Here is a 21,317-nt window from a genome sequence, read left to right on the forward strand (position 1 = left end):
TTATATTGCGTTTAAGCTGTCAAAGAATATCCTTGTTTCCGAAATGTCTTGATCAGTTTTTTATTATGTCCGTCATCGATTTTTGCCCTCAAAAATCTGATATATACATCTACTACGTTGGAGAAACAATCGTAATCGCAATCCCAAACGTGCTCCAAAAGCTCGGAGCGCGAAACAATTTTATCTTTGTGAAGTGCAAGGTATTTCAAAACCTCATACTCCTTCGCGGTTAATTTGATCTTTTCATCGCCACGCTCGACCGTCCGATTATCAATATCTACCGCCAGATTATCTACAATGATACGCATAGTGTTCCTTCCTTTCTTCTTTTGTGCATACCACCCGTTATATTGATAATCTGTTTGGGCATAAGCTAATCACATTTCATGAAGAAAATTGTAAATATTTCATTAACAAGAAAGTCTCGAAAATACCTTTCTTATCGCAAAAACGGAACACTGCCAGTCCTTTGCCGCCTTCCTAAAAAGGCATGATTTCATTAATCTCCAAATGCTCTCCGTCCGGCCCGCGGAAGGTAAGCCATTTTGTCCCGTTTGGGAATACCGATTCGCCAAACAGTACTTCCTTTGTTTCAAACTCCACACCGCGATCTTCAAGCATCTTCCTTACCGACTCAATATCCTCTACCGCAATCGCGATATGGTCTACCCAGCCATCCTGGCGTTTTTGCGGATTTGCAGTTTCCACAAGTTCTATAACCAGATTGCCGTTTTTGATAAACGCAATTTTGGTATAGGAACCATCCGCTTCCGTAATGCCGCCCTCAAAGATCGTCTCAAAGTCGAGCACATCCTCATAGAATTTTCTGGATTTGCCAATCTCCGTAATAAATACGCCCACATGGGCAAGCCCCTGCATTTTTGCCATAGTAAAAATCCCCCTTTTCTTTTATCAGATCCTTACTATACAATATTACTTTTTTTATGGTCATGCAAGCAAAAAATCAAATACATTCAAGCTGCTCCAAAAGCCTTTTCACATACTCCCCGTCCGGATAGTCTATGATCTGCTGCGGAGTCCCCTGCTGGACGATTTTTCCTTCGTTCAGGATCAGCAGCCTTGTCCCCAGCCGTACCGCCTCGCGCAGGTCGTGCGTCACAAAAACGATCGTCACGCCCGTCCGCTCGTGGATATGCAAAATCTCGTCCTGTAACTGCTTGCGCGTAATACCGTCCACCGCGCCAAACGGCTCGTCCATCAGGATGATATCCGGCTGTGCCGCAAGTGCGCGGGCAATCCCCACACGCTGCTGCTGGCCGCCGGAAAGCTCATTTACGTTACGGTGCATCAGGTCTTTGGGCAGCGCCACCATTTGCAGCAGTTGCTCTACCCGTTCCTCCGAGAGGCTGTTTTTACGCAGGCGCGGCACATATTCGATATTCTCGCGCACATCGAGGTGCGGAAAAAGCGCTCCGCCCTGGATGACATAGCCAATCCCGCGCCGCAGCTCGATCAGGTCTGTTTCTTTGGTATCCTGCCCTTTTACGTGCACATTACCGCCATCCGGCATCAAAAGGCCGTTGATCATTTTAAGCATTGTTGTCTTTCCGCCGCCCGAGCCGCCGACGACCGCTACAAATTCGCCTTTTTTGATTTCATAGGAAAAATCGCTTAATGCGTATTTTTCCTCATATTGTTTTTTTACGTGCTCAAATACAATGATCTGTTCACTCATAACAATCCTTTTTGCTGCAGGAATTCAACTGCAACATCTTTTTCGTTTTCCTTGTCGTTATCCACCCTGGAGTTGAGCTTTGCCATTTCCTCATCCGTGAGGATCCCTTCCATCTTCATCAGCACGTCCCTGAGCTCAGGATGCTCGTCGAGCACCTCCTGCCTCACAACTGTGCCGCAATAATACGACTGGAAGAAATTTTTGTCGTCCTTGAGCGTCTTCAGGTCGTAAACCTCCAAGAGGCCGTCCGTCGTAAAGGCGTTGATTACATCCACCTGTTCTTCGCCGATCGCCTTGTATTTCATGCCGATGTCAAGGTCTTTTGTGGAGGCAAAATCAAATCCGTATGCCGCACACAGCGGATCGTAACCGTCCTCGCGTTCATAAAAATCATATTCCGCACCAAATTTCAGGTCAGGCGACAGGGCCGCAAGGTCTGAAAAGCTTTCCAGGCTGTTTTTCCCGGCAAAATCCTTGCTTACTGCAAGCGTATAGGTATTGTTAAAGCCATAAAGCCCAACCCAGTCCATATCGAACTGTTCCTTATACTGCTCCTGCAATTTTTGATACATATCGTCCGGCGATTCCACCGTGGTATTTTTAAGCACATCCGTCCACGCAGTCCCGGTATATTCCGGGTAAAGGTCAAAGTCTCCCTTCACCATTGCCGGGTGGATATTTCCCGTGCCGCCCGCGATACCTTTCGTGATCTCTACCTTGAGATCGGTATCCTTTTCAATCAGCGCGGCGAGCATTTCACTTAATATAAACTGCTCGGTCATGGGCTTGGTCGCGATCCTGATCGTATCGCTTTTTTTGGTGGAGCATCCGCTTATCAACACCGCACCGCACATTATCACTGCCAGAAACAGCGCCGTCCATTTCCATTTTTTCATCTTGTTTCGCCTTTCCCGTTGATTTTCCTGTAGATTCGTTTTTCAAAAATTCCGGCTATAAAGTCGGCAATAAGGGCAAGCGCCGCAATAAGGAGGCTGCCTGCCACTGTCATTGCCATATTGTTCGTTGTAATTCCACGATAAATTGCCACGCCAAGACCGCCCGCCCCAACAAAAGAAGCGATACCACACAGTGCTATCGTCATAACGATCATATTGCGCGCGCCCGCTATGATAACCGGCATTGCAAGCGGGATCTTGATCCTGTATAAAAGCTGGCTTTTGGTGGAGCCCATTCCCTTGCCCGCCTCTATAATCACCGGAGAGATGTTTTTAATTCCTGTATGCGTATTCCGTACCATGGGCAGCAGCCCGTAAACCGTAAGCGCAATCACCGCCGTCATATCCCCGATGCCCGTCGCCGGAACCAAAAAACCAAGCATGGCAATCGACGGAATCGTATAAATAAAATTTGTTATTCCAAGAATAGGGAACGAAAGCCTGGCATGCTCAGAAATTACAATGCCAAAAAAAATGCCGATCAGAGCGGAAAGCCCTATCGCAATAAAAGATAACTGCAGATGCTGTAAAATCAATTCCCCGAAAAAGTCCCAACGTGTTGCGTATAAATTAAATACCTCTGCGATCATTGGCCTTCCCTTCCAATCAAATTTAGCCTTTTATTATTATTAAACCCGATTCGCAAAATAATATCAACTTTTTTAATGAAATCAAAGGCATTTGGTAAACAAACCCCACCGGAAACCTTTGATCATACAAGTTATATCTGTCTTTATTTTTAAAATTTTTTGCCGCTATTTTTCGCGTATCATAAATGATATGCAATTTAACCGCACGACATACCGCTGCATTTTACAACATAAACTTCCCGCCCGATTCCTGCCGACGCAAATCAATATGCTTGACAAATCCAAACCTTCCCATTATACTTGAATTTAGTAATTTACTAATTTACTAAATATATGCAAGGAGATGTATCATGAAGATACCAACAAATTTAAAACACAAACCTGTCATCGTCGCCGAGGACTATGCAAAAGTAGACGGAAAATACGCATACGAGACGGATGTTCAGGGAATGTCTGCGGGGCTTGCCCAGTGGAATGACCGCGGCAAAGTAGACATCTCCGCAAAAATATGGAGATATACCGGACAAAAATGGTCCCGTCAGTCCGAAGAGCTTCCCCTGCACCGTGTGCTGGACCTCGCCATTTTTGTATGTAATACAATGAAGTACTTTCGCGAGGCATACCGTTATCCAAAGTTTTACGATCCGGAACATCCGGAGTTTGAACGCGTAGGGCTCCAGGGCGACGCAATGACCATGGCCGTTTGTACGGAAAACGAGAAGATCGACGAAGATATTAAGCTGTTTCAGCAGGCGCTTTCTGAGGATGGCGAGCTTTTGGGCGAACGGCTCTGCACCCTTGCCCGTACATTGCGGGAAATGGGGTACTGACGTATGGACTCCCAAAAGAAAAAAGAATTGATTGCCGGGTATAAGGAACGCAAGATAAGCGGCGGAGTCTATATGATCACAAATACCAAAACCGGTATGCGCCTGCTTGCCGCTGAAACCAACCTCGAAGGCAGTAAAAATAAGTTTGATTTTTGTATCAAAACAAATCTGTGCAGCTATCCAAAACTCCAGGAGGAGTGGAAACGCTATGGCGCACAGACCTTTACCTTCGAGGTGCTCGACGAAATCGAAAAAAAGGATGCACAGACGCTTTCCTCTTTTCAGGAGGACCTTGAAGGGCTGCTTTCTTTGCGCCGTGCGCAATACCCGCAATCCTCACTGTACTAATATTTATAGAACGCTTTGAAAGCCGCTTTCCAAAAGAATTTTTGGGAGCGGTTTTCTTGCGTATTTTTTCACAAATTCTTGATTAAGTTGTCCCGGATTTATTGACAGCACGTCCCTGAAACAGTATAGTTAATAATAGAAAAAACAAAGGGAGATATTATTTTTAGATGGATTACAGAGTATTCGACACAAGCGTTCAGGAAATCAAATATAAGGTACTCAGGGAGGTCGCTGCGCTTGCCTTTGACGATAAGCTGGACAGCGGACTTTTGCATGTGGCTGAAAAAATCATGCCCGGCCCCAAGCCCACCATGCGCTGCTGCATTTACAAAGAGCGCGCCATTGTCAATGAACGCGTCAAGCTTGCCCTGGGCGGCAATCCGGACAATGAAAATGTCGTTGAGGTTCTCAACATCGCATGCGACGAATGCCCTGTCGACGGCATCCGCGTATCACAGGCCTGCCGTGGCTGCATCGCGCACCGCTGTAAAAACGTGTGCCCTAAGGACGCGATCGAGATCATCGGACTGAAGGCGCAAATCAATCCGGATAAGTGCATTGAATGCGGTAAGTGCGTTTCCGCTTGTCCGTACAACGCCATTGTAAAAATGGTCCGTCCATGTGAAAACGCCTGCAAGGTGGACGCTATCTCTATGAGCGAAGACAAAAAGGCTGAAATTGATAACAGCAAATGTATTTCGTGCGGCGCCTGCGTCTATCAATGCCCGTTCGGCGCGATTTCTGATAAGTCCTATATGCTGGAAGCAATAAACCTTTTGCGCGGCTCGGAAAACAACTCCAAATATAAGGTATATGCCGTGGTTGCGCCTTCCATTTCCAGCCAGTTTGGCGGTATCCATGTCGAACAGACAGTCGCGGGAATCAAAAAACTCGGTTTTTTTAATGTCGTTGAGGCTGCGCTCGGCGCAGATATGACGGCATATAAGGAAGCGGACGAGCTGTATGAAAAAAAATTTCTTACCAGCTCCTGCTGCCCTGCATTTGTGCAGTATATCAAAAATGCCTACCCGGACCTTGCGGTGCATATCTCACATAATTTATCGCCCATGGCGGAGATTTCAGTTTTTCTTAAAAAAATGGATCCCACTGCAAAGATCGTCTTTATCGGGCCTTGTATTGCAAAGAAAAAAGAACGCCAGCTGCCCACAGTGGATGGAATCGTGGATTGCGTGATTACGTTCGAAGAGCTTTTGGCGCTTCTTGACAGCCGCGGCATAGACCTTTCGCAGATGGAGCACGCGCCTCTTGACAACGCTTCCTATTTTGGCCGCATCTTTGCGCGCAGCGGCGGCGTGTCCGCAGCTGTTCAGCAGGCGCTCGACGAGCATGGCTATGACGATTTCGAATGTAACCCCCTGCCCTGCAGCGGCATCGAGGAATGCAAGGTCGCCCTCATGAAAGCTTCCAAGGGCGTGCTGCAAAACAACTTCATAGAAGGCATGGCTTGTCAGGACGGCTGCATCGGGGGGGCTGCCTGCCTCACACACGGCCCCAAAGAAAAACGTCTTGTGGACCAGTACGGAAATGAGGCAAAGGAAAAAACCATCAAGGATGCAATCGGTATTTTGAAGACGATTAAGTAGTGAACCCTGATTGACCGGCTGTCCAGCCGGTCTTTTTTTGTTCCCGGAAACCCTCCCTCTGCCATCTGATTGCATCGCTTCATAAAGTCTGTTATAGTTAAAATAATTAATTTTAAAAATGGAGGATTTCTGATGGCAGCTTCTTATCATTCCTTTTGGCCTGCGTTTATGGTCGCCGGTACAGTGCTTACAGTGATTATTATTATATGCGCGGTTTTCTATTTCTTCTTTGCATTCGGCCTTTATACAATGGCAAAACGCAGGCAGATTGAATACCCATGGCTTGCATGGATTCCGATTGTTATGTTTTACACCATGGGAAAACTGGCAGATACTTATGCGGAAAAATTTTTAGGGAAAAAGACAAATTATGCGGTACTGCTTCTTTCCCTTTATGTGGGAGTGTTCATACTCTATCTTATTATGATGGTCGTATTTCCATTTACCGCAGGGGCAGCCTATCTGTTTTGGCCGGTATATGTCATCCTGATGACTGTCACGATTGCCATTGCGATTACAACCGTCGTCTTTTACCTGATCGCACTTTACCGCATTTACAACTGGCATACATCAAGCTCCTCGGTGCTGCTTGTGCTCTCTATTTTTTTCAGTGTCATCGTTCCCTTTACTGTCTTTGCGATCCGCCAGGGTGATAATCCACTGCTTTACAGGCAGCCTCCTTATGGTGGGAACGGGCAACCGCAGCCTCCCTACGGACAGCCGCCACAGCAGCCTTACCAGCAAACACCACAGCAGCCCTATCAACAGCCACAGCAACAACAACAGCAATATGGCCGGCAACAACAGCCTCCCAATGGAAACGGCCAAAATGAACGGTAATAAACGCACTTATCACAAAAAGCCTTCTGATCTTTCGATCAAAAGGCTTTTTTAAATGGTCTCCCGCTAATTAGCCAGGAAATACCGTCCAAGCAACATATAACCAATATTGAAGAACAGGACAAGCCCGCTGATTGAAAACACAATCGTATTGTAAGTGTTCCTGTTCATACGATTTGAAATCTTGTTCGTCCCGATCACATAAAGCACAGGGAAAATAACCGGCATCAAATACCTTGCCTGGCACCCGTTCACCGTATCAAAACCAACCGGCGTAAACGAAATATAAAGTACGGTTGCAACGCATACAACTGTAACCAGCGCGGCAAAAAGCGTTCTCAGCTTATGGGGCACAGTCGTCGTAAAGCGGTCATATTCATTTCTGTCGGTAAACACAACCACCGCAAGGAGCACCAGTAATATTCCATAAAAAGCGCCGTCGCCAAGATATGCAAACGAGGTCATATACATCTGCGCGTTCCCTATAGACAGATACTGCGGCAGGTAAATTGCCATCATTTTGATAAAGCTGAACGGATTATTCAGGATGTACGCAAGCTGCTCGGCCGAATTTACCCCGCTGCCACCGCGCGCGTCTCCCGCACCCATCCCGCTTGTAAGCACAGGAAGCAAAAATGTCAGCAAAACCACAAACATCGTCAGCAAAACTGAAAGGCGGTAAATAAGGCACGTCTTTTGGGAACGGAACTTGGTTTTAGGCATAAAGAACAATAACGCAATCATCGGAAAATAAATCGCCTTTGGCCCCATGCCCACCGCAAGCGCAGCGAGCATAATAATCCAGTTGCCGACTGTAAGCGGCTTATCCGGCTCCTGCAATTCGCCAAAAAACCATGCAAATCCCAAAATCGTAAATCCGGTCACCCACGGATCATAGCTGAAATGAGACGCCAGAAATACGTTTGTAGGCAACAACGCCAACAAAATGAGGATCATTTTTCCGGATTTCAGCTTCCTGATCGCGAGGAAACACAGCAGCGCAAAAACAACCAGTATTGCGATCCGTCCCAATACCAGCGTATCGTGGAAGGACATCTGGAACATCCTTGCAAGAAACATAGATACCGCACTGGGCACATAGCCGAGCTTTTCATAGCTCATCTGATTATCGCTATTTACAGAAGGCGCGCCTTCCGTGTATTGCTCGTCAAGCTTTTCGTAGATCGCATTTTGCTCTTCTATGGAAAAAGTCTGTGGATACGCCCTTCCGATAAATGCCGCGTCGGCAGTCGTAACCCTTGCATCCTCTCCAAAATAAGAGAGGCCCTGCATCTTTGCATAATGCGTTTCGTCATCCCACGATGAAAGCGCCAGCGTAGTCGGCGTAAAGCATGCCAAAAGCAAAGCCGCCGATAAGAAAATTGCAAGGAAAAAGTATTCCGGCTTTTTCCCTGTATATTTAAAAAACAGGATAAACATGGATAAAACGAATCCAAAGGAAGCGGCAAATGCAAAATAGACGGGCACCGGCGTTTTGTGCAGAGCCTTACACGCTCCAAAGGCCAGCAGGCAAAATCCAATCATTATTACAGCTGTGATCAGAACCACCTTAAGCGTTCTTTTTGGATTTTCGCGGATTACCCGGGCTGCTTTTAAGATTGCGCCCTTTATTTTACCAAACACGTTAAAGTACAGTAAAAGGAAAATAACAATGGCGAGGACGGCGAACATTCCCATCATCCTCGGCAGGTTCCATGGTTCGGGGGTTACTATTTTTTGCGCAGGCGATGCGGAAGTCTCGATGCTTTTCAGTGCAAAACTTCCGTCAATATCGATTCGCAGCTCCGGATACTCTCCGGCTGGAAAATTGAGGACGACTTCGTCCGTTCCCTTTAAATTAATCCTGAGCGCTGAATTCAATTCACTAAAGCCGCCGTATTCATCCGGATAAAACAACTGTACGTCCGTCAAATCCTCAAGCGGCGTCTCAAACGCGATCCTGACCGAGGCAGTCTGCTGTCCCTGTGGAAACGCAACAAACAACTGCGGATCGATATCGCTGGGTACGAATAAGCCGCCCTCCTGATCATATCCGACCGCCGCTATATCAGCAGCTGTAAATTCACTCTGCGTTTCGCCATTGAACTCGTAATGATACAGAGGCGGATTCGCAACCCCTACTGCCCATTCCATAACCAAGGCCAATAAAAAAGCAACAACAACTGCTGCAATCGATTTTTTTACAATACGCCCCATATATTTCTCCCAACCGCGCCCATCGCCCGTTTTTATAATTGCCAATCTGTATACCTCCATCATTTTATCAGAAAACGCTTTCTTCTTCAATATGAAACGGCCTTTGTGCCACATAAAAACCAAATAGCAAAAAAAGTATATCTATGCTACAATAATGAAGGATAAATCCATTTTATTATATCATTGTGTAACGTTAGGAATCATCGGATGAATTTGCTGATCTTTGTGCCTGCCTACAATGAGCAGGACAGTATTTTAAAAGTTGCCCAGGATTTACGGACGCATTGTCCGCAGATTGATTTTGTCGTGATTAACGATGGCTCTGCCGACCGAACGGCGCAAATATGCGCTGAAAACAATATTCCGTGTATTTCCCTTCCTGTAAACCTCGGGCTTGACGGCGTATTCCAGACAGGCAATAAATACGCTCTCCAGCATGGCTACGACTATGCCATGCCCTTTGACGGCGACGGACAGCATAACGCAAAGTGCGTACAGCTTTTGATCGATAAAATGCAGGAAGGCCCTTATGATGTTGTTATCGGATCGCGCTATGCGAGCCGCAAAAAGCCAATGACGCTGCGTATGCTCGGCTCACGCCTTTTGAGCGGCGCCTTCCGGCTGACGACGGGTGTAAAATTCACCGATCCGACGTCCGGGATGCGTCTGATCGGCCGTAAGCTCATGCAGCAGATCGCCTTTGATCCAAACTGCGGCCCGGAACCGGACACCTGGGCCTATTTTGTCCGGCGCGGCGCTAAGCTTGCCGAAGTGCAGGTTGATATGAACGAGCGGGAAACCGGAAAGAGCTATTTTACATTTGCAAAATCCATATTCTATATGTTTCGGATGTTCGTTTCGATCATCTTTATCAATTTATTTCGTGGAAGGGGCAAAAAAAATGGCGCTTGAGCTTCGTATTGTTTTAATTGTAATCTCCGTCCTTGTACTGTTTTATGTTTTGAATAAAATCCGCAAATCCAAACTGAATGTATCGGATTCCATTTTTTGGATTGTTTTTGCCGTATTACTGATTCTGCTCAGCGTTTTTCCGCAAATTGCAAATTTTTTCTCGGGTATTTTGGGGATAGAGACGCCGCTTAATTTCATCCTCTTGTTCTTTATTGCCATTATTATCTTAAAGCAGTTTTTGATGACCATCAAAATTTCCGAGCTGACAGAAAAAAACAAAACGCTGGCGCAGCAAATTGCATTCGACGAATTTGAAAAACAGGAGAAACAGGATGACTGATCTATCCCACAGCTTTGCGGTGTGCGCTTATAGGGAAAGTCCCCATCTGCGCGCATGTCTTGAATCGCTTAAAAACCAGACGGCAAAATCTCCGTTCTTTATTGCGACCTCCACGCCGAACGAATACATCGAGGGCTTAGCGAAAGAATTTGGCGTTCCCGTATATGCCAGCAAGCGCGAAAGCGGAATCGGGCGCGACTGGAATTTTGCGCTTTCATGTGCATCGAGTGACCTTGTGACCATTGCTCACCAGGACGACCTGTATGAGCCGGACTACGCAAAATCCATTATTGAATATTCCAGAAGAGCCAAAGAACCAATTATCTTTTTTACTGATTACGGCGAGCTGCGTGCAGATCAAAAGGTGTATGACAGCAATCTGCTGAACGTAAAACGGAAAATAAATGCCCTATTGAAACCAAAAGCATTTTGGCACAGCAAATTTATGCGTAACCGCGCCTTATCCATTGGCTGTGCGATCTGCTGCCCTTCTGTATGTATCAACAGAAAGCGTTTTCCTGATTTTCGATTCAGCGAAACAATGACGTGTGACCTTGACTGGGACGCGTGGAGCAGGCTCGCCCGGCAAAAAGGCTCGTTCGTCTATATTCCGCAGCCTTTGATGCTGCATCGCATCCATGAGGAATCGGAAACCACCAAACAGCTTTCGGACGGCAAACGCTTTGCGGAGGACTTCGAAATGTTTTGCCGTTACTGGCCAAAACCCATTGCAAAGCTGCTTATGAAACGTTATTCCGGCAGCGCAGACAGCAACCAGCTTGATTAATGCAAAAAGGCGCCTGCAGGCGTCTTTTTTTGTATATGATGTCGTGCATGCAAATCCATACGTTATTGCATTATTTCACGTCAGGTCAGATCATTATCTTCACCGGGCAGGCGCAGGACAGCTTGCGACTCAGGGACGCGCGTACATTGTAACTATGGAAACAAAAACGCACTCTGCGTCCGCCTTTCCGAATATATGTAAAATCCGGTTAAAGTGCAACGGCTCCCGAAGCCCTTCGCTGCAAACTGTCCTGTGCCTGCCGGAAGCAGAGGGGTATACCCGGGTAACGTACCACCGCAGCGCAAGGCGTATAAGCGCCAGTGTCTGTTTCAGGACATTGCCAGCTTGCCGGCGGGCACATAAGATGCCGCACTGAGGAGCTTGAGAAGCCGTGACCACGTTGTATTGCCTATGCTTCAACAGGCGGATGCAGAGCGCCGTATTCAGTTTGATTTTTGAACTGTACGGCGCGTCTCCGAAGGGCGGCGTTTTATGCGCTCGCCTTCGGATACATCGCACGATATCGCATGGTTTCTACTTCATTGCCGCCGCGATAAATTCGCGAAACAGCGGATGCGCTTTGTTGGGGCGGCTTTTAAATTCCGGATGAAACTGTACTCCGATAAAGAAATCATTTTCCGGTATTTCGACCGCTTCTACAAGCTTTCCGTCCGGAGATAACCCTGTAAACATTAATCCCGCTTCCTGCATTTGCACCCGGAAAGCGTTGTTAAACTCATATCGATGTCTGTGGCGCTCTGTAATTTCGATTTTTCCATATGCGTGCTCCATAATCGAGTCTGCCACAATCCGGCACGGATAGGCACCAAGCCTCATCGTTCCGCCTTTTTTGTCGATATCGACCTGGTCCGGCATCAGGTCGATCACCGGGTAATCACATATCTCGTCAAATTCGCGTGAATTTGCGCGGGCAAGCCGCAGGACATTGCGCGCATACTCGATCACCGCAGCCTGCATACCAAGACAGATTCCCAGGAAGGGAATATTGTTTTCCCGGGCATACCGCACCGCTTCTATTTTCCCTTCGATCCCGCGGTTTCCAAATCCGCCCGGAATCAGGATTCCATTGCAGCCGCAAAGCGCTTCTGCGATGTTGCCTTTACCGATTTCCTCCGAATCCACCCACCTGATGCCGACGTCCGCGCCGTTTTCATATCCGGCGTGTGCAAGGGCTTCCGCCACCGAAAGATATGCGTCGTGCAGCTGCACGTATTTACCTACCAATGCAATTTCTACAGGCTCCGACGCATGGTGAATCCGCTCGATCATTTGTTTCCATCCGGTAAGGTCCGGCCGAGGGCATTCCATGTGCAATTCCCTGCATACAATATCCGCGAGACCATTTTGCTCGAGCATCATTGGCGCTTCATACAGCACAGGCAGCGTGATGTTTTCAATCACGCAATCCGGCTTCACATTGCAGAAAAGTGCAATTTTTTGCTTAATCGTCTCTCCAACCGGTTCGTCGCTGCGCATCACGATAATGTCCGGCATAATGCCAAACGATTGCAGCTCCTTAACCGAGTGCTGCGTTGGCTTAGACTTGTGCTCCCCTGAACTTTTGATGTAAGGAACGAGCGTAACGTGAAGGAACAGGCAGTTTTCACGCCCTACTTCATGCGATACCTGGCGGATTGCCTCCAAAAACGGCTGGCTCTCGATATCACCCGTGGTCCCGCCAATCTCTGTAATGACAACGTCCGCGTCCGTTTTTTTGCCAACCGAATAAATAAAGCCCTTGATCTCATTTGTTACATGGGGTATGACCTGTACGGTCTCTCCAAGATATTCGCCTTGGCGCTCCTTGGTGAGAACGTTCCAGTATACTTTGCCCGTGGTTAGGTTGGAATACTGGTTCAGGTCTTCGTCGATAAACCGTTCGTAATGTCCAAGGTCGAGGTCTGTCTCCGCCCCATCCTCTGTCACAAATACCTCTCCATGCTGGAAGGGGCTCATCGTTCCCGGATCGACATTAATGTAGGGATCCAGCTTTTGTGCCGCAATTTTCAGCCCCCTCGCCTTCAACAGCCGTCCCAGTGACGCCGCCGTAATTCCCTTTCCAAGTCCGGAAACCACACCGCCTGTCACAAATATAAACTTTGTCATAACTTCCCCTTTGCTATTCGTAAGTTTTGAGCAGTTCCTCCGCCACCTGCCGCCGCGTTACCCGCATATTCATCGCCTGTTTTTCTATATACCGGTGCGCCTGTGGTTCGGTCATCTTAAGAACCTGTATGAGTACGCATTTTGCACGATCCACGATGCCCATGTCCTCAATCTTCCTGCATAGCTTTCTGTTTTCCTGCAACAGTCCCGCCATACGGTTTTTGGATGCGTACGCAAGGCGGAATGCCTGTTTAAACAGTGCCTTGCTGAGCGGCGTTTTTACGACCATTGCCCCCGCTGATTCTGCCTGCAGGATAATCCGTTCATCCGTTTCGTTTTTCGCCACCATGATAATCCCGCACGCGGAATTTCTTGCCGCATATTCCGCAAGGGTTTCCCCAAACTCATCCTTAAGCGGCGCGTTGATGATGAGCAAACCAATATCCTGCCTGCTGAGGATGGTTCGCGCCTCCTTTCCTCCCGGTGCGGTCACGACCTCATGATTCCCGTATTCCTTCACCAGGTTCGTAAAAAAATCCCTTCCTTTGAGTGATCCGGATGCGAGCAGTATCCGGCACATACGATCGCCCCCTCTAATTCTGAGTATAAAGCTGGGTATACGGATTTTTGCTGTCCGGACGCAACGCGTAAAAATCCTTGTTCATAATCTGAACCTTTTTCCTGCCAAACGCCCGGCAAAATTCGTCGACATACGCTTCAATGGCCTGCATATCCTCTTCGCTTGCTTTGACGGCAGTTACCTGCCCGGGCAGATCGGCGGGCGGGGCATCACACCGCAAAAAGATTTGTCCTCCGTGCATTCCCACTCCGCAGAAATTACCAACCGGCTTGCGGCGTTCAATCCCCAGCACAAGGATCGTCCCTCCCGCCTGGTATTCCCCCAGGAAGCTACCCGCACTGCCTCCCACCACAAGCACAGGGCTTTTTTCTTTATATTCTTTCATATGGATGCCCGCGCGATATCCCACGTCTCCATTTACAAAAATCCTGCCGCCGCGCATCGCATAACCGGTTGCGTCTCCCGAGGAGCCGGAAATATAAATCGTTCCATCATTCATCGTATCTCCCGTCGCATCCTGGGCGTTTCCATGGACTGTGATCACACATCCGTCAAGATACGCCCCCAGGGCATTCCCCGGCGTTCCATTGATCACAATGCTTTTATTGGAAAGCCCGCTGCCAATGTAACGCTGCCCCATGCAGTTGTCGATCACCACTTCGTTTTGGGCCGCCTTAATTTCACGGTTTAAGTCCATAAAGTGCATATTGCACGCATTGATATTCATATCTGTGCACCTCCCAGTTTGATGCTTCTATCGCTTCTTGAAAACGCCATAAGCTGCGGTTTTTGCCTGATCAGGTCGTAGTCGATACTGCTTAGCGGAACGCTCTCGCGGATCAGGGATGTATATATCCCTGCGCGGGCTACATTCCCCACGAGGATAAACCCTTTCAATAGGCCGTCTTTTGAGACCAGTTTTTTATATGCTTCTTCCGTTTGCTCCACATAAGTCTCGCCGTCATAATTCCCCGCCGTGATGATATGCAGTCCAAAAAAACCAATCGCATTCATCGGAATCGCTCTTTCATAGCATTTAATGCCGCCCGCCATATTGATTCCCGCACATTCGCCCTGCATATATGCGTTTGGAAGAAGTGCAAGGGGCCTCTCTGTCCCCGATGTAATGTCGTAGCTCTCGGCGCAATCGCCCGCTGCAAAGATATCCTTTACGGACGTACGGCACAGCATATCCGTCACAATTCCTTTGTTCACCCTGATTCCCGCCTCTTTTGCTGTTTCCGTATTGGGACGAACGCCGACCGCAACCACGAGCACATCAAACGGAATTTCCTTTCCGCTCGACAGCACAGCCTTATTTCCGGCAAATTTCTGTATCCCGTCAGACAGATGGAACCGGACTCCGTTTTTTTCTATATGCCTTTGCACGCGCTTTGCCGCATCAGCGTCAAGAATACTTGGCAGTATCCTGTCTGCAAGGTCTACCACGTCTATGCTGCCTGCCTTGTGCGCGATCCCCTCCGCACACTTCAGTCCGATAAGCCCCGCGCCCATCACAAGCACTTTGCTGTCCGCGCGAAGTGCGCCGTCCAGCTTTTTAGCATCGTCAAGCGACATAAACGTATGTTTTTCCTTCACACCGGCAAGCCCTTCGATATTCGGTAAAAACGGTCTCGATCCTGTTGCAATCAGCAATTTTTCGTATTCCACCATCTGCCCGTCGTCCAGGAGCAGCCATTTATCGACCGCGTCAATTTTGGTTACCTTCCTTCCAAACAGCGTTTTGCAGTTCATATCTTCATAAAAGCCGTCAGGGCGGTATTTCATCCTCTCTTCCGTCGTCTTTCCATACAGCAGGTAAGAGATTGCAGGGCGTGAATAGGTATGATATGGTTCATCTGAAATTACAACAATCCGGTTTTCAGCGTCCTGCTGCCTGATTCCCTCGACACACCCCACCGCGGCAGCGGAATTTCCAACGATTACATACTTCATTTCTATCATCTCTCCTCAAATACGATCGCCTGGTTCGGGCAGCCGTTTACACATGCCGGTACCCCGTCTGAGTTTTTTACGCACAGCTCGCATTTTTGCATCACGCCGGTATCCGAAGGCATGATCGCACCGTACGGGCACATCAGGATACATGTGCAACAGCCAACGCATTTGTCCTGATCGATCAGGATTACGCCGTTTTCTATGGAGAGCGCGCCCATAATACATCCCTGTACACATAACGGCTCGTCGCAATGCCTGCAGGAAACCGCAAAGCATACGTTCCCGTTTTCCTCGATTTTGATGCGCGGATTGATTTTTACATCCTTAAGGGCTTTCACCATATCCGTCTCCGCAGAATTTGAAAACGCACAGTTGTATTCGCAAAGATGGCATCCCAGACACCACTTTTCATTGACATAAATTCGCTTCATAGTCCTCATTCCCCCGCATATCTCACGCCCAATATCCCGAGCTCTTTTTCATTGAGTCCGATTCCGCGCAGCATCAGCCTGTTTCCACGCAGCGCCTCAATGGAATTGATGCCCATGCCGCCCATCATTTCCTTGATTTCGTGGCCCCACGAGCGTACCAGATTCATCAGGCGTTCGCTGCCCATATCCGGGTTCAGGCGCTTCACAAGCTCCGGTTCCTGCGTGGCGATTCCCCAGTTACACTTTCCGGTCTGGCAGCTTCGGCACAAGTGGCATCCAAGCGCGAGCAACGCTCCCGTTGCAATGTATACCGCATCCGCGCCAAGGGCGATCGCTTTCACAACGTCCGCGCTGTTCCGAATACTTCCTCCCACTACAACAGATACGTTGTTCCGGATTCCTTCCTGCCTCAGGCGTTCGTCCACGCTGGCAAGTGCAAGCTCAATCGGAATACCGACATGATCGCGTATGCGTGTGGGCGCAGCGCCCGTCCCCCCGCGAAAACCGTCTATCGCAATGATATCCGCACCACTGCGCGCTACACCGCTTGCAATCGCAGCTACATTGTGCACAGCCGCAATCTTGACAATAACAGGCTTTTTGTAATCCGTCGCTTCCTTAAGCGAATAAACAAGCTGGCGTAAATCCTCGATGGAATAAATGTCATGGTGCGGGGCAGGTGAAATCGCGTCGCTTCCCTCAGGGATCATTCTCGTTCGCGATACGTCGCCCACAATCTTCCTACCCGGCAGGTGCCCTCCAATCCCGGGTTTTGCACCCTGTCCCATTTTGATTTCGATTGCCGCTCCCGCATTGAGGTAATCCTTATGGACTCCAAAGCGTCCGGACGCAACCTGCACAATCGTATTTGCACTGTATTCGTAAAAATCCTGGTGCAGGCCGCCTTCGCCTGTGTTATAGAAGGTATTCAACCCCCGCGCTGCCCGCGCAAGGCTTTCATGCGCGTTATAACTGATAGAGCCGTAGGACATTGCAGAAAACATCACCGGAATATCGAGCTCCAGCTGTGGTGAAAGATTGCAGGTAATTTCGCCGTCCTGGTCCCGTTCTATACGCTCCGGCTTTTTTCCAAGGTAGGTTTTGATCTCCATTGGTTCGCGCAGCGGATCGATGGACGGATTGGTTACCTGCGACGCGTTGATCAGCAGCTTATCCCAGTAGACCGGATATGGCTTTGGATTGCCCATGGAGGAAAGCAGCACGCCGCCCGTACCCGCCTGCCGGTACAGCTCCTTGATTGTTTCTCCCGTCCAGTTTGCATTTTCCTTAAAGGTATGGTCCGTTTTTATGATTTTAAGCGCATGTGTCGGACACAGTGAAACACACCGATGGCAGTTGACACATCTTGTATCGTCGCCTGTCATCAGGTTCAGCTCCGGATCGTAGCGATGCGCTTCGTTCGCGCATTGCCGTTCGCAAACGCGGCAGGCAATGCACCGCTGTGCATTACGCGCTATCTCGTAATCCGGATATAAATAATTGATAGGCATCTTTATTCGCTCCTTCGTTCCTGTGATTCGTTACACTGGCAGGCAGGCTTATATCGCCTGCTTTTCCGGCTCCCGTTTTCCTTCGCTTTCCCTGAGCGTTACAATGACCGGTTCCCCGCCTTTTGGAGCCCAGATTGTGTCTGGCTCCGGCTCGATCCGGCGTATCGCACATTCCTCGCTTGCCACATACACCATATCTCCTTTTGTGGCAGCGACCATCGAGCGAAGCTTCAGCCTGTCGTTGAGCGCCATCATTCCCCCCTCAAAGCCAAGCAGAATCGAAAACGGCCCGGTGATGAGCATACTCGCGAATGCGTTGCGCAGGTAAGTGAATTTTGCTTTTTTCCCTGCCGGCATCCGGTCAATCGTGCTCCAGAACGGCGCTGCGATTACGTTTGCAATCTCTTCAAAGGTAAGCCCCTGCCTGCGTCCGAGATAATCTATCATATAAGTAATGACTTCCGTATCCGTGAGCAGCGTACATTGATACCCAAACATTTCAATATAACGGCGGTTCGCGTCGTAGGAGGAAATTTCTCCGTTGTGTACAATGGAATAGTCGAGCATCGCAAACGGGTGGGCGCCGCCCCACCAGCCCGGGGTATTGGTCGGATAACGTCCGTGCGCCGTCCAGCAATAACCGCTGTATTCTTCCAGACGGTAAAACTCGCCCACGTCCTCCGGAAAGCCGACCGCTTTAAAAACACCCATGTTTTTTCCGCTTGAAAAGACGTAAGCTCCCTTAATGCGCGTATTGATCCTGATCACGCAGCGGACCGTGTATTCCTTCTCATCAAGCTGGCTGTCCGTAAGCCTCGTATGCAGCGGCGTTACAAAATATCTCCATATATATGGTTCGTCGGTAATGCGCGGATGCTTGCGCGTTGGAATTTTTGACAAATTGATAATATCGAAATGCTCTTCCAAAAATTCCTCGCAGGCAAGCTTTGCCGCTTTGTTATCATAAAAGATATGGAATGCGTAATAATCCTTATATTCCGGATAGATGCCATAGCCCGCAAATCCGCCGCCAAGTCCATTGGAACGGTCGTGCATGGTCGCAATGGATTTTATAATGTTTTCTCCACAGAGACGGCTGCCGTCCCTTGCGAACATTCCTGAAATCGCGCAGCCCGATGGTATCCTTACCTGGCCTTCTCTTTGCATGGTTTTTCCCGCCTTTACGTATCTGTTTTTTACATTCGTTATGATACGCTGCCTTTTTGGCGATGTCAATAGCAAAATGAAATATTTTAAATTATTCTTGCATATTTTTGCGTTATTATTATTTTATCAAGCGTATTTTTCCATTTTATTGCAATTTATTTTTATAATATTTCATTTTTTCTTAAAAACCTCTTGACTTTTGACAGGCGCAGTTTTATAATCCAAATTGTGGACAGCAAAGGCGCTGCGGAAATATAAAAAACTTTTCCCGCAGCGCCTTTCAAATTTTATAGAATATAAAAAAAAGACAGAAAGGATCGATAACAATGACAAACGTACCGGAACTGTTTGGCAGTATGGTGTTCAACGATGCGGCGATGCGCGAGCGCCTGCCCAAAGAAACGTACAGGGCTCTGCGCAAAACCGTGGAAGACGGCAAAGACCTCGACCTTGGTATTGCAAACGCTGTCGCCCATGCAATGAAGGAATGGGCAATGGGGCATGGCGTAACCCACTTCACGCATTGGTTCCAGCCGATGACTGGAACAACCGCGGAAAAGCACGACAGCTTTATCTCCCCCGCCCCCGGTGGAAAGATAATCATGGAATTCTCCGGAAAGGAGCTCATAAAGGGCGAGCCGGATGCCTCCAGTTTTCCTTCAGGCGGTCTGAGGGCAACCTTTGAGGCAAGGGGTTACACCGCATGGGATCCAACGTCGTACGCGTTCATCAAAGACGGTATTCTATGTATCCCAACCGCCTTCTGTTCCTATGGCGGCGAGGCGCTGGACAAAAAGACCCCCCTGTTGCGCTCTATGGAGACTCTAAGCGAGCAAGCGCTTCGCATCCTTCGGCTATTTGGCAATACAAAAGCAAAAAGGGTTCTATCCACGGTCGGTCCGGAGCAGGAATACTTTCTTATTGACCGCGAAATGTATGAAAAAAGAAGAGACCTGAAATATTGCAACCGTACCCTTTTTGGTGCAAAGCCGCCTAAAGGCCAGGAGCTTGACGATCATTACTTTGGATCGATCCGTCCACGCGTATCCGCTTTTATGAAGGAGCTTGACGAGGAACTGTGGAAGCTCGGCGTGCTCGCCAAGACAAAGCATAACGAGGTCGCCCCGGCACAGCACGAGCTTGCGCCTGTGTTTACCACGACCAATATCGCGACCGATCACAACCAGCTTACAATGGAAGTGATGAAGCGGATTGCCTACAAGCACGGCCTTGCGTGCCTGCTGCATGAAAAACCTTTTGCAGGCGTAAACGGCAGCGGCAAACACAACAACTGGTCAATCACTACCGATACGGGCGAAAACCTGTTAAATCCGACGGATGAGCCGCATGGCAACCTGCAATTCCTTCTCTTCCTGTGCGCAGTCATCAAGGCTGTGGACGAATACCAGGATTTGTTGCGGGTATCTGTCGCCAGCGCAGGCAATGATCACAGGCTTGGTGCGAACGAGGCTCCGCCCGCGATTATTTCCATGTTCCTGGGCGATGAGCTTACAGAGGTATTGGAATCGATCGAAACGGACAGCGACTACACCGACAAGAAAAAATGCGATATGGAAATGGGCGTACATGTCCTGCCAAACTTCCAAAAGGATACTACGGACAGGAACCGCACTTCCCCGTTCGCGTTTACCGGCAATAAATTCGAGTTTCGTATGCTTGGCTCCAGTCAATCGATCGCCGGGCCGAACATCATCCTCAATACGATTGTCGCCGAAGCGCTCGGGCAATTCGCAAACCGCCTCGAAAAAGGCGATTGCTTTAAACAGGATGTTTTGACGCTTGTGAAGGATACCGTGCAGCAGCATAAGCGCATCATATTCAACGGCAACAATTATTCCGCCGAATGGGAGGCCGAGGCGCAAAAACGCGGATTGCTGAATTTGAAATCAACCGCAGACTGTTTGCCGTATTTCATCAGCGAGAAGAATATAGACCTCTTTACCAGGCATCATATCTTCACGAAAACAGAGATATTTTCCAGATATGAAATTACATTGGAGGGATATTGCAAAACGCTTAACATAGAAGCCCTTACCATGCTGCAAATGTCGAAGAAAAGCATCATTCCGGCAGTCAGCGCGTATACAGGGGAACTTGCGGAAAGTGCGCTTGCCAAAAAGCAGCTCGGCGCGGACACCAGTGTGGAAGAACAGCTTGTGAAAGACCTGTCGGCACAGCTTACCTGCTTCCTGCAGGCAGTCGATACGCTGGATTCCGCACTTATCGCGGTGAAGCAATATGAGGACGTCGCCGAATGCGCCAGGTATTACCGCGAGCACGTATTTGCGGCAATGCAGGAGTTACGGGGCATTTCCGACACGATGGAGACTTTTGTCAGCAAGAAATGCTGGCCGTGGCCTACATACGGTGACCTGCTGTTCAGCGTGTAGGCAGGCAAAGG

General features: G+C 48.6%; 21 protein-coding genes. 8 read left to right on the top strand and 13 right to left on the bottom strand.

Annotated features, from left to right (window positions below; all coding sequences use genetic code 11):
- Positions 1–11 precede the first annotated feature (11 nt).
- The 5 genes from ACS5WU_RS13200 to ACS5WU_RS13220 form a co-directional block, all read right to left on the bottom strand.
- The gene (locus ACS5WU_RS13200; RefSeq protein WP_052740157.1) at positions 12–308 is read right to left on the bottom strand and encodes a winged helix-turn-helix domain-containing protein; all 297 of its coding nucleotides are present in this window, start codon (positions 306–308) and stop codon (positions 12–14) included.
- A 172-nt stretch (positions 309–480) separates the two neighbouring features.
- On the bottom strand, positions 481–888 hold the full coding sequence (locus ACS5WU_RS13205; protein ID WP_059108919.1) for a VOC family protein: 408 nt from the start codon (positions 886–888) through the stop codon (positions 481–483).
- 76 nt (positions 889–964) lie between these two features.
- Positions 965–1,696, bottom strand: coding sequence for an ATP-binding cassette domain-containing protein (locus ACS5WU_RS13210; protein ID WP_046442324.1), 732 nt, complete (start codon positions 1,694–1,696; stop codon positions 965–967).
- A complete protein-coding gene (locus ACS5WU_RS13215) occupies positions 1,693–2,592 on the bottom strand; it encodes a glycine betaine ABC transporter substrate-binding protein (RefSeq protein WP_302761153.1) in 900 nt (299 codons plus the stop codon). The genes ACS5WU_RS13210 and ACS5WU_RS13215 overlap by 4 nt, the downstream gene beginning before the upstream one ends.
- Positions 2,589–3,242: an ABC transporter permease gene (locus ACS5WU_RS13220; RefSeq protein ID WP_059108921.1), complete on the bottom strand. Its 654-nt coding sequence runs from the start codon at positions 3,240–3,242 to the stop codon at positions 2,589–2,591. Before ACS5WU_RS13220 ends, ACS5WU_RS13215 begins: the two co-directional genes overlap by 4 nt.
- Positions 3,243–3,592: 350 nt before the next feature.
- On the opposite strand from ACS5WU_RS13220, the gene ACS5WU_RS13225 reads away from it, so the two are divergent.
- The 4 genes from ACS5WU_RS13225 (at position 3,593) to ACS5WU_RS13240 (ending at position 6,864) form a co-directional block, all read left to right on the top strand.
- A complete protein-coding gene (locus ACS5WU_RS13225; protein WP_046442325.1) occupies positions 3,593–4,072 on the top strand; it encodes a DUF6530 family protein in 480 nt (159 codons plus the stop codon).
- A gap of 3 nt (positions 4,073–4,075) precedes the next feature.
- Positions 4,076–4,420 carry a GIY-YIG nuclease family protein gene (locus ACS5WU_RS13230; RefSeq protein ID WP_302761157.1) on the top strand — a complete coding sequence of 115 codons (345 nt, stop codon included), beginning with the start codon at positions 4,076–4,078 and terminating at the stop codon, positions 4,418–4,420.
- A gap of 167 nt (positions 4,421–4,587) precedes the next feature.
- Positions 4,588–6,024 carry a 4Fe-4S dicluster domain-containing protein gene (locus ACS5WU_RS13235; RefSeq protein WP_046442328.1) on the top strand — a complete coding sequence of 479 codons (1,437 nt, stop codon included), beginning with the start codon at positions 4,588–4,590 and terminating at the stop codon, positions 6,022–6,024.
- Between the two features lie 132 nt (positions 6,025–6,156).
- Positions 6,157–6,864: a hypothetical protein gene (locus tag ACS5WU_RS13240; RefSeq protein ID WP_302761161.1), complete on the top strand. Its 708-nt coding sequence runs from the start codon at positions 6,157–6,159 to the stop codon at positions 6,862–6,864.
- 66 nt (positions 6,865–6,930) lie between these two features.
- Here ACS5WU_RS13240 and ACS5WU_RS13245 read toward each other — a convergent pair whose 3' ends face one another.
- Positions 6,931–9,126: a DUF2142 domain-containing protein gene (locus tag ACS5WU_RS13245; protein ID WP_059108924.1), complete on the bottom strand. Its 2,196-nt coding sequence runs from the start codon at positions 9,124–9,126 to the stop codon at positions 6,931–6,933.
- 162 nt (positions 9,127–9,288) lie between these two features.
- Between ACS5WU_RS13245 and ACS5WU_RS13250 the strand changes: the two genes are divergently transcribed.
- From ACS5WU_RS13250 to ACS5WU_RS13260, 3 genes are read left to right on the top strand one after another with little or no spacing between them, the layout of a single operon-like run.
- Complete coding sequence (locus ACS5WU_RS13250) at positions 9,289–9,993, top strand: glycosyltransferase family 2 protein (RefSeq protein ID WP_059108925.1); 705 nt, start codon at positions 9,289–9,291, stop codon at positions 9,991–9,993.
- Positions 9,983–10,333: a DUF2304 domain-containing protein gene (locus tag ACS5WU_RS13255; RefSeq protein WP_059108926.1), complete on the top strand. Its 351-nt coding sequence runs from the start codon at positions 9,983–9,985 to the stop codon at positions 10,331–10,333. Before ACS5WU_RS13250 ends, ACS5WU_RS13255 begins: the two co-directional genes overlap by 11 nt.
- Entirely contained in the window at positions 10,326–11,120 is a 795-nt protein-coding gene (locus ACS5WU_RS13260; protein ID WP_059108927.1) for a glycosyltransferase family 2 protein, read from the top strand. The genes ACS5WU_RS13255 and ACS5WU_RS13260 overlap by 8 nt, the downstream gene beginning before the upstream one ends.
- 534 nt (positions 11,121–11,654) lie before the next feature.
- On the opposite strand, the gene ACS5WU_RS13265 is transcribed toward ACS5WU_RS13260, so the two are convergent.
- From ACS5WU_RS13265 to ACS5WU_RS13295, 7 genes are read right to left on the bottom strand one after another with little or no spacing between them, the layout of a single operon-like run.
- A complete protein-coding gene (locus tag ACS5WU_RS13265; RefSeq protein ID WP_302760839.1) occupies positions 11,655–13,247 on the bottom strand; it encodes a CTP synthase in 1,593 nt (530 codons plus the stop codon).
- 13 nt (positions 13,248–13,260) lie between these two features.
- Positions 13,261–13,827: an ANTAR domain-containing response regulator gene (locus ACS5WU_RS13270; RefSeq protein WP_302760837.1), complete on the bottom strand. Its 567-nt coding sequence runs from the start codon at positions 13,825–13,827 to the stop codon at positions 13,261–13,263.
- Positions 13,828–13,840: 13 nt separating this feature from the next.
- Positions 13,841–14,554 (bottom strand): GltB/FmdC/FwdC-like GXGXG domain-containing protein, encoded by a 714-nt coding sequence (locus ACS5WU_RS13275; protein ID WP_059108931.1) that lies wholly within the window; start codon positions 14,552–14,554, stop codon positions 13,841–13,843.
- Entirely contained in the window at positions 14,551–15,783 is a 1,233-nt protein-coding gene (locus ACS5WU_RS13280) for an NAD(P)/FAD-dependent oxidoreductase (protein WP_059108932.1), read from the bottom strand. Before ACS5WU_RS13280 ends, ACS5WU_RS13275 begins: the two co-directional genes overlap by 4 nt.
- 5 nt (positions 15,784–15,788) lie before the next feature.
- Positions 15,789–16,217 carry a 4Fe-4S dicluster domain-containing protein gene (locus ACS5WU_RS13285; RefSeq protein ID WP_046442338.1) on the bottom strand — a complete coding sequence of 143 codons (429 nt, stop codon included), beginning with the start codon at positions 16,215–16,217 and terminating at the stop codon, positions 15,789–15,791.
- A gap of 5 nt (positions 16,218–16,222) precedes the next feature.
- Positions 16,223–17,728: a glutamate synthase-related protein gene (locus tag ACS5WU_RS13290; RefSeq protein WP_059108933.1), complete on the bottom strand. Its 1,506-nt coding sequence runs from the start codon at positions 17,726–17,728 to the stop codon at positions 16,223–16,225.
- A gap of 48 nt (positions 17,729–17,776) precedes the next feature.
- Entirely contained in the window at positions 17,777–18,895 is a 1,119-nt protein-coding gene (locus tag ACS5WU_RS13295; RefSeq protein ID WP_302760832.1) for a class II glutamine amidotransferase, read from the bottom strand.
- 326 nt (positions 18,896–19,221) lie between these two features.
- On the opposite strand from ACS5WU_RS13295, the gene ACS5WU_RS13300 reads away from it, so the two are divergent.
- Positions 19,222–21,306 (top strand): glutamine synthetase III family protein, encoded by a 2,085-nt coding sequence (locus tag ACS5WU_RS13300; RefSeq protein WP_465089195.1) that lies wholly within the window; start codon positions 19,222–19,224, stop codon positions 21,304–21,306.
- Positions 21,307–21,317: the final 11 nt, after the last annotated feature.

This window comes from Christensenella sp. KGMB01412 (assembly GCF_055522415.1).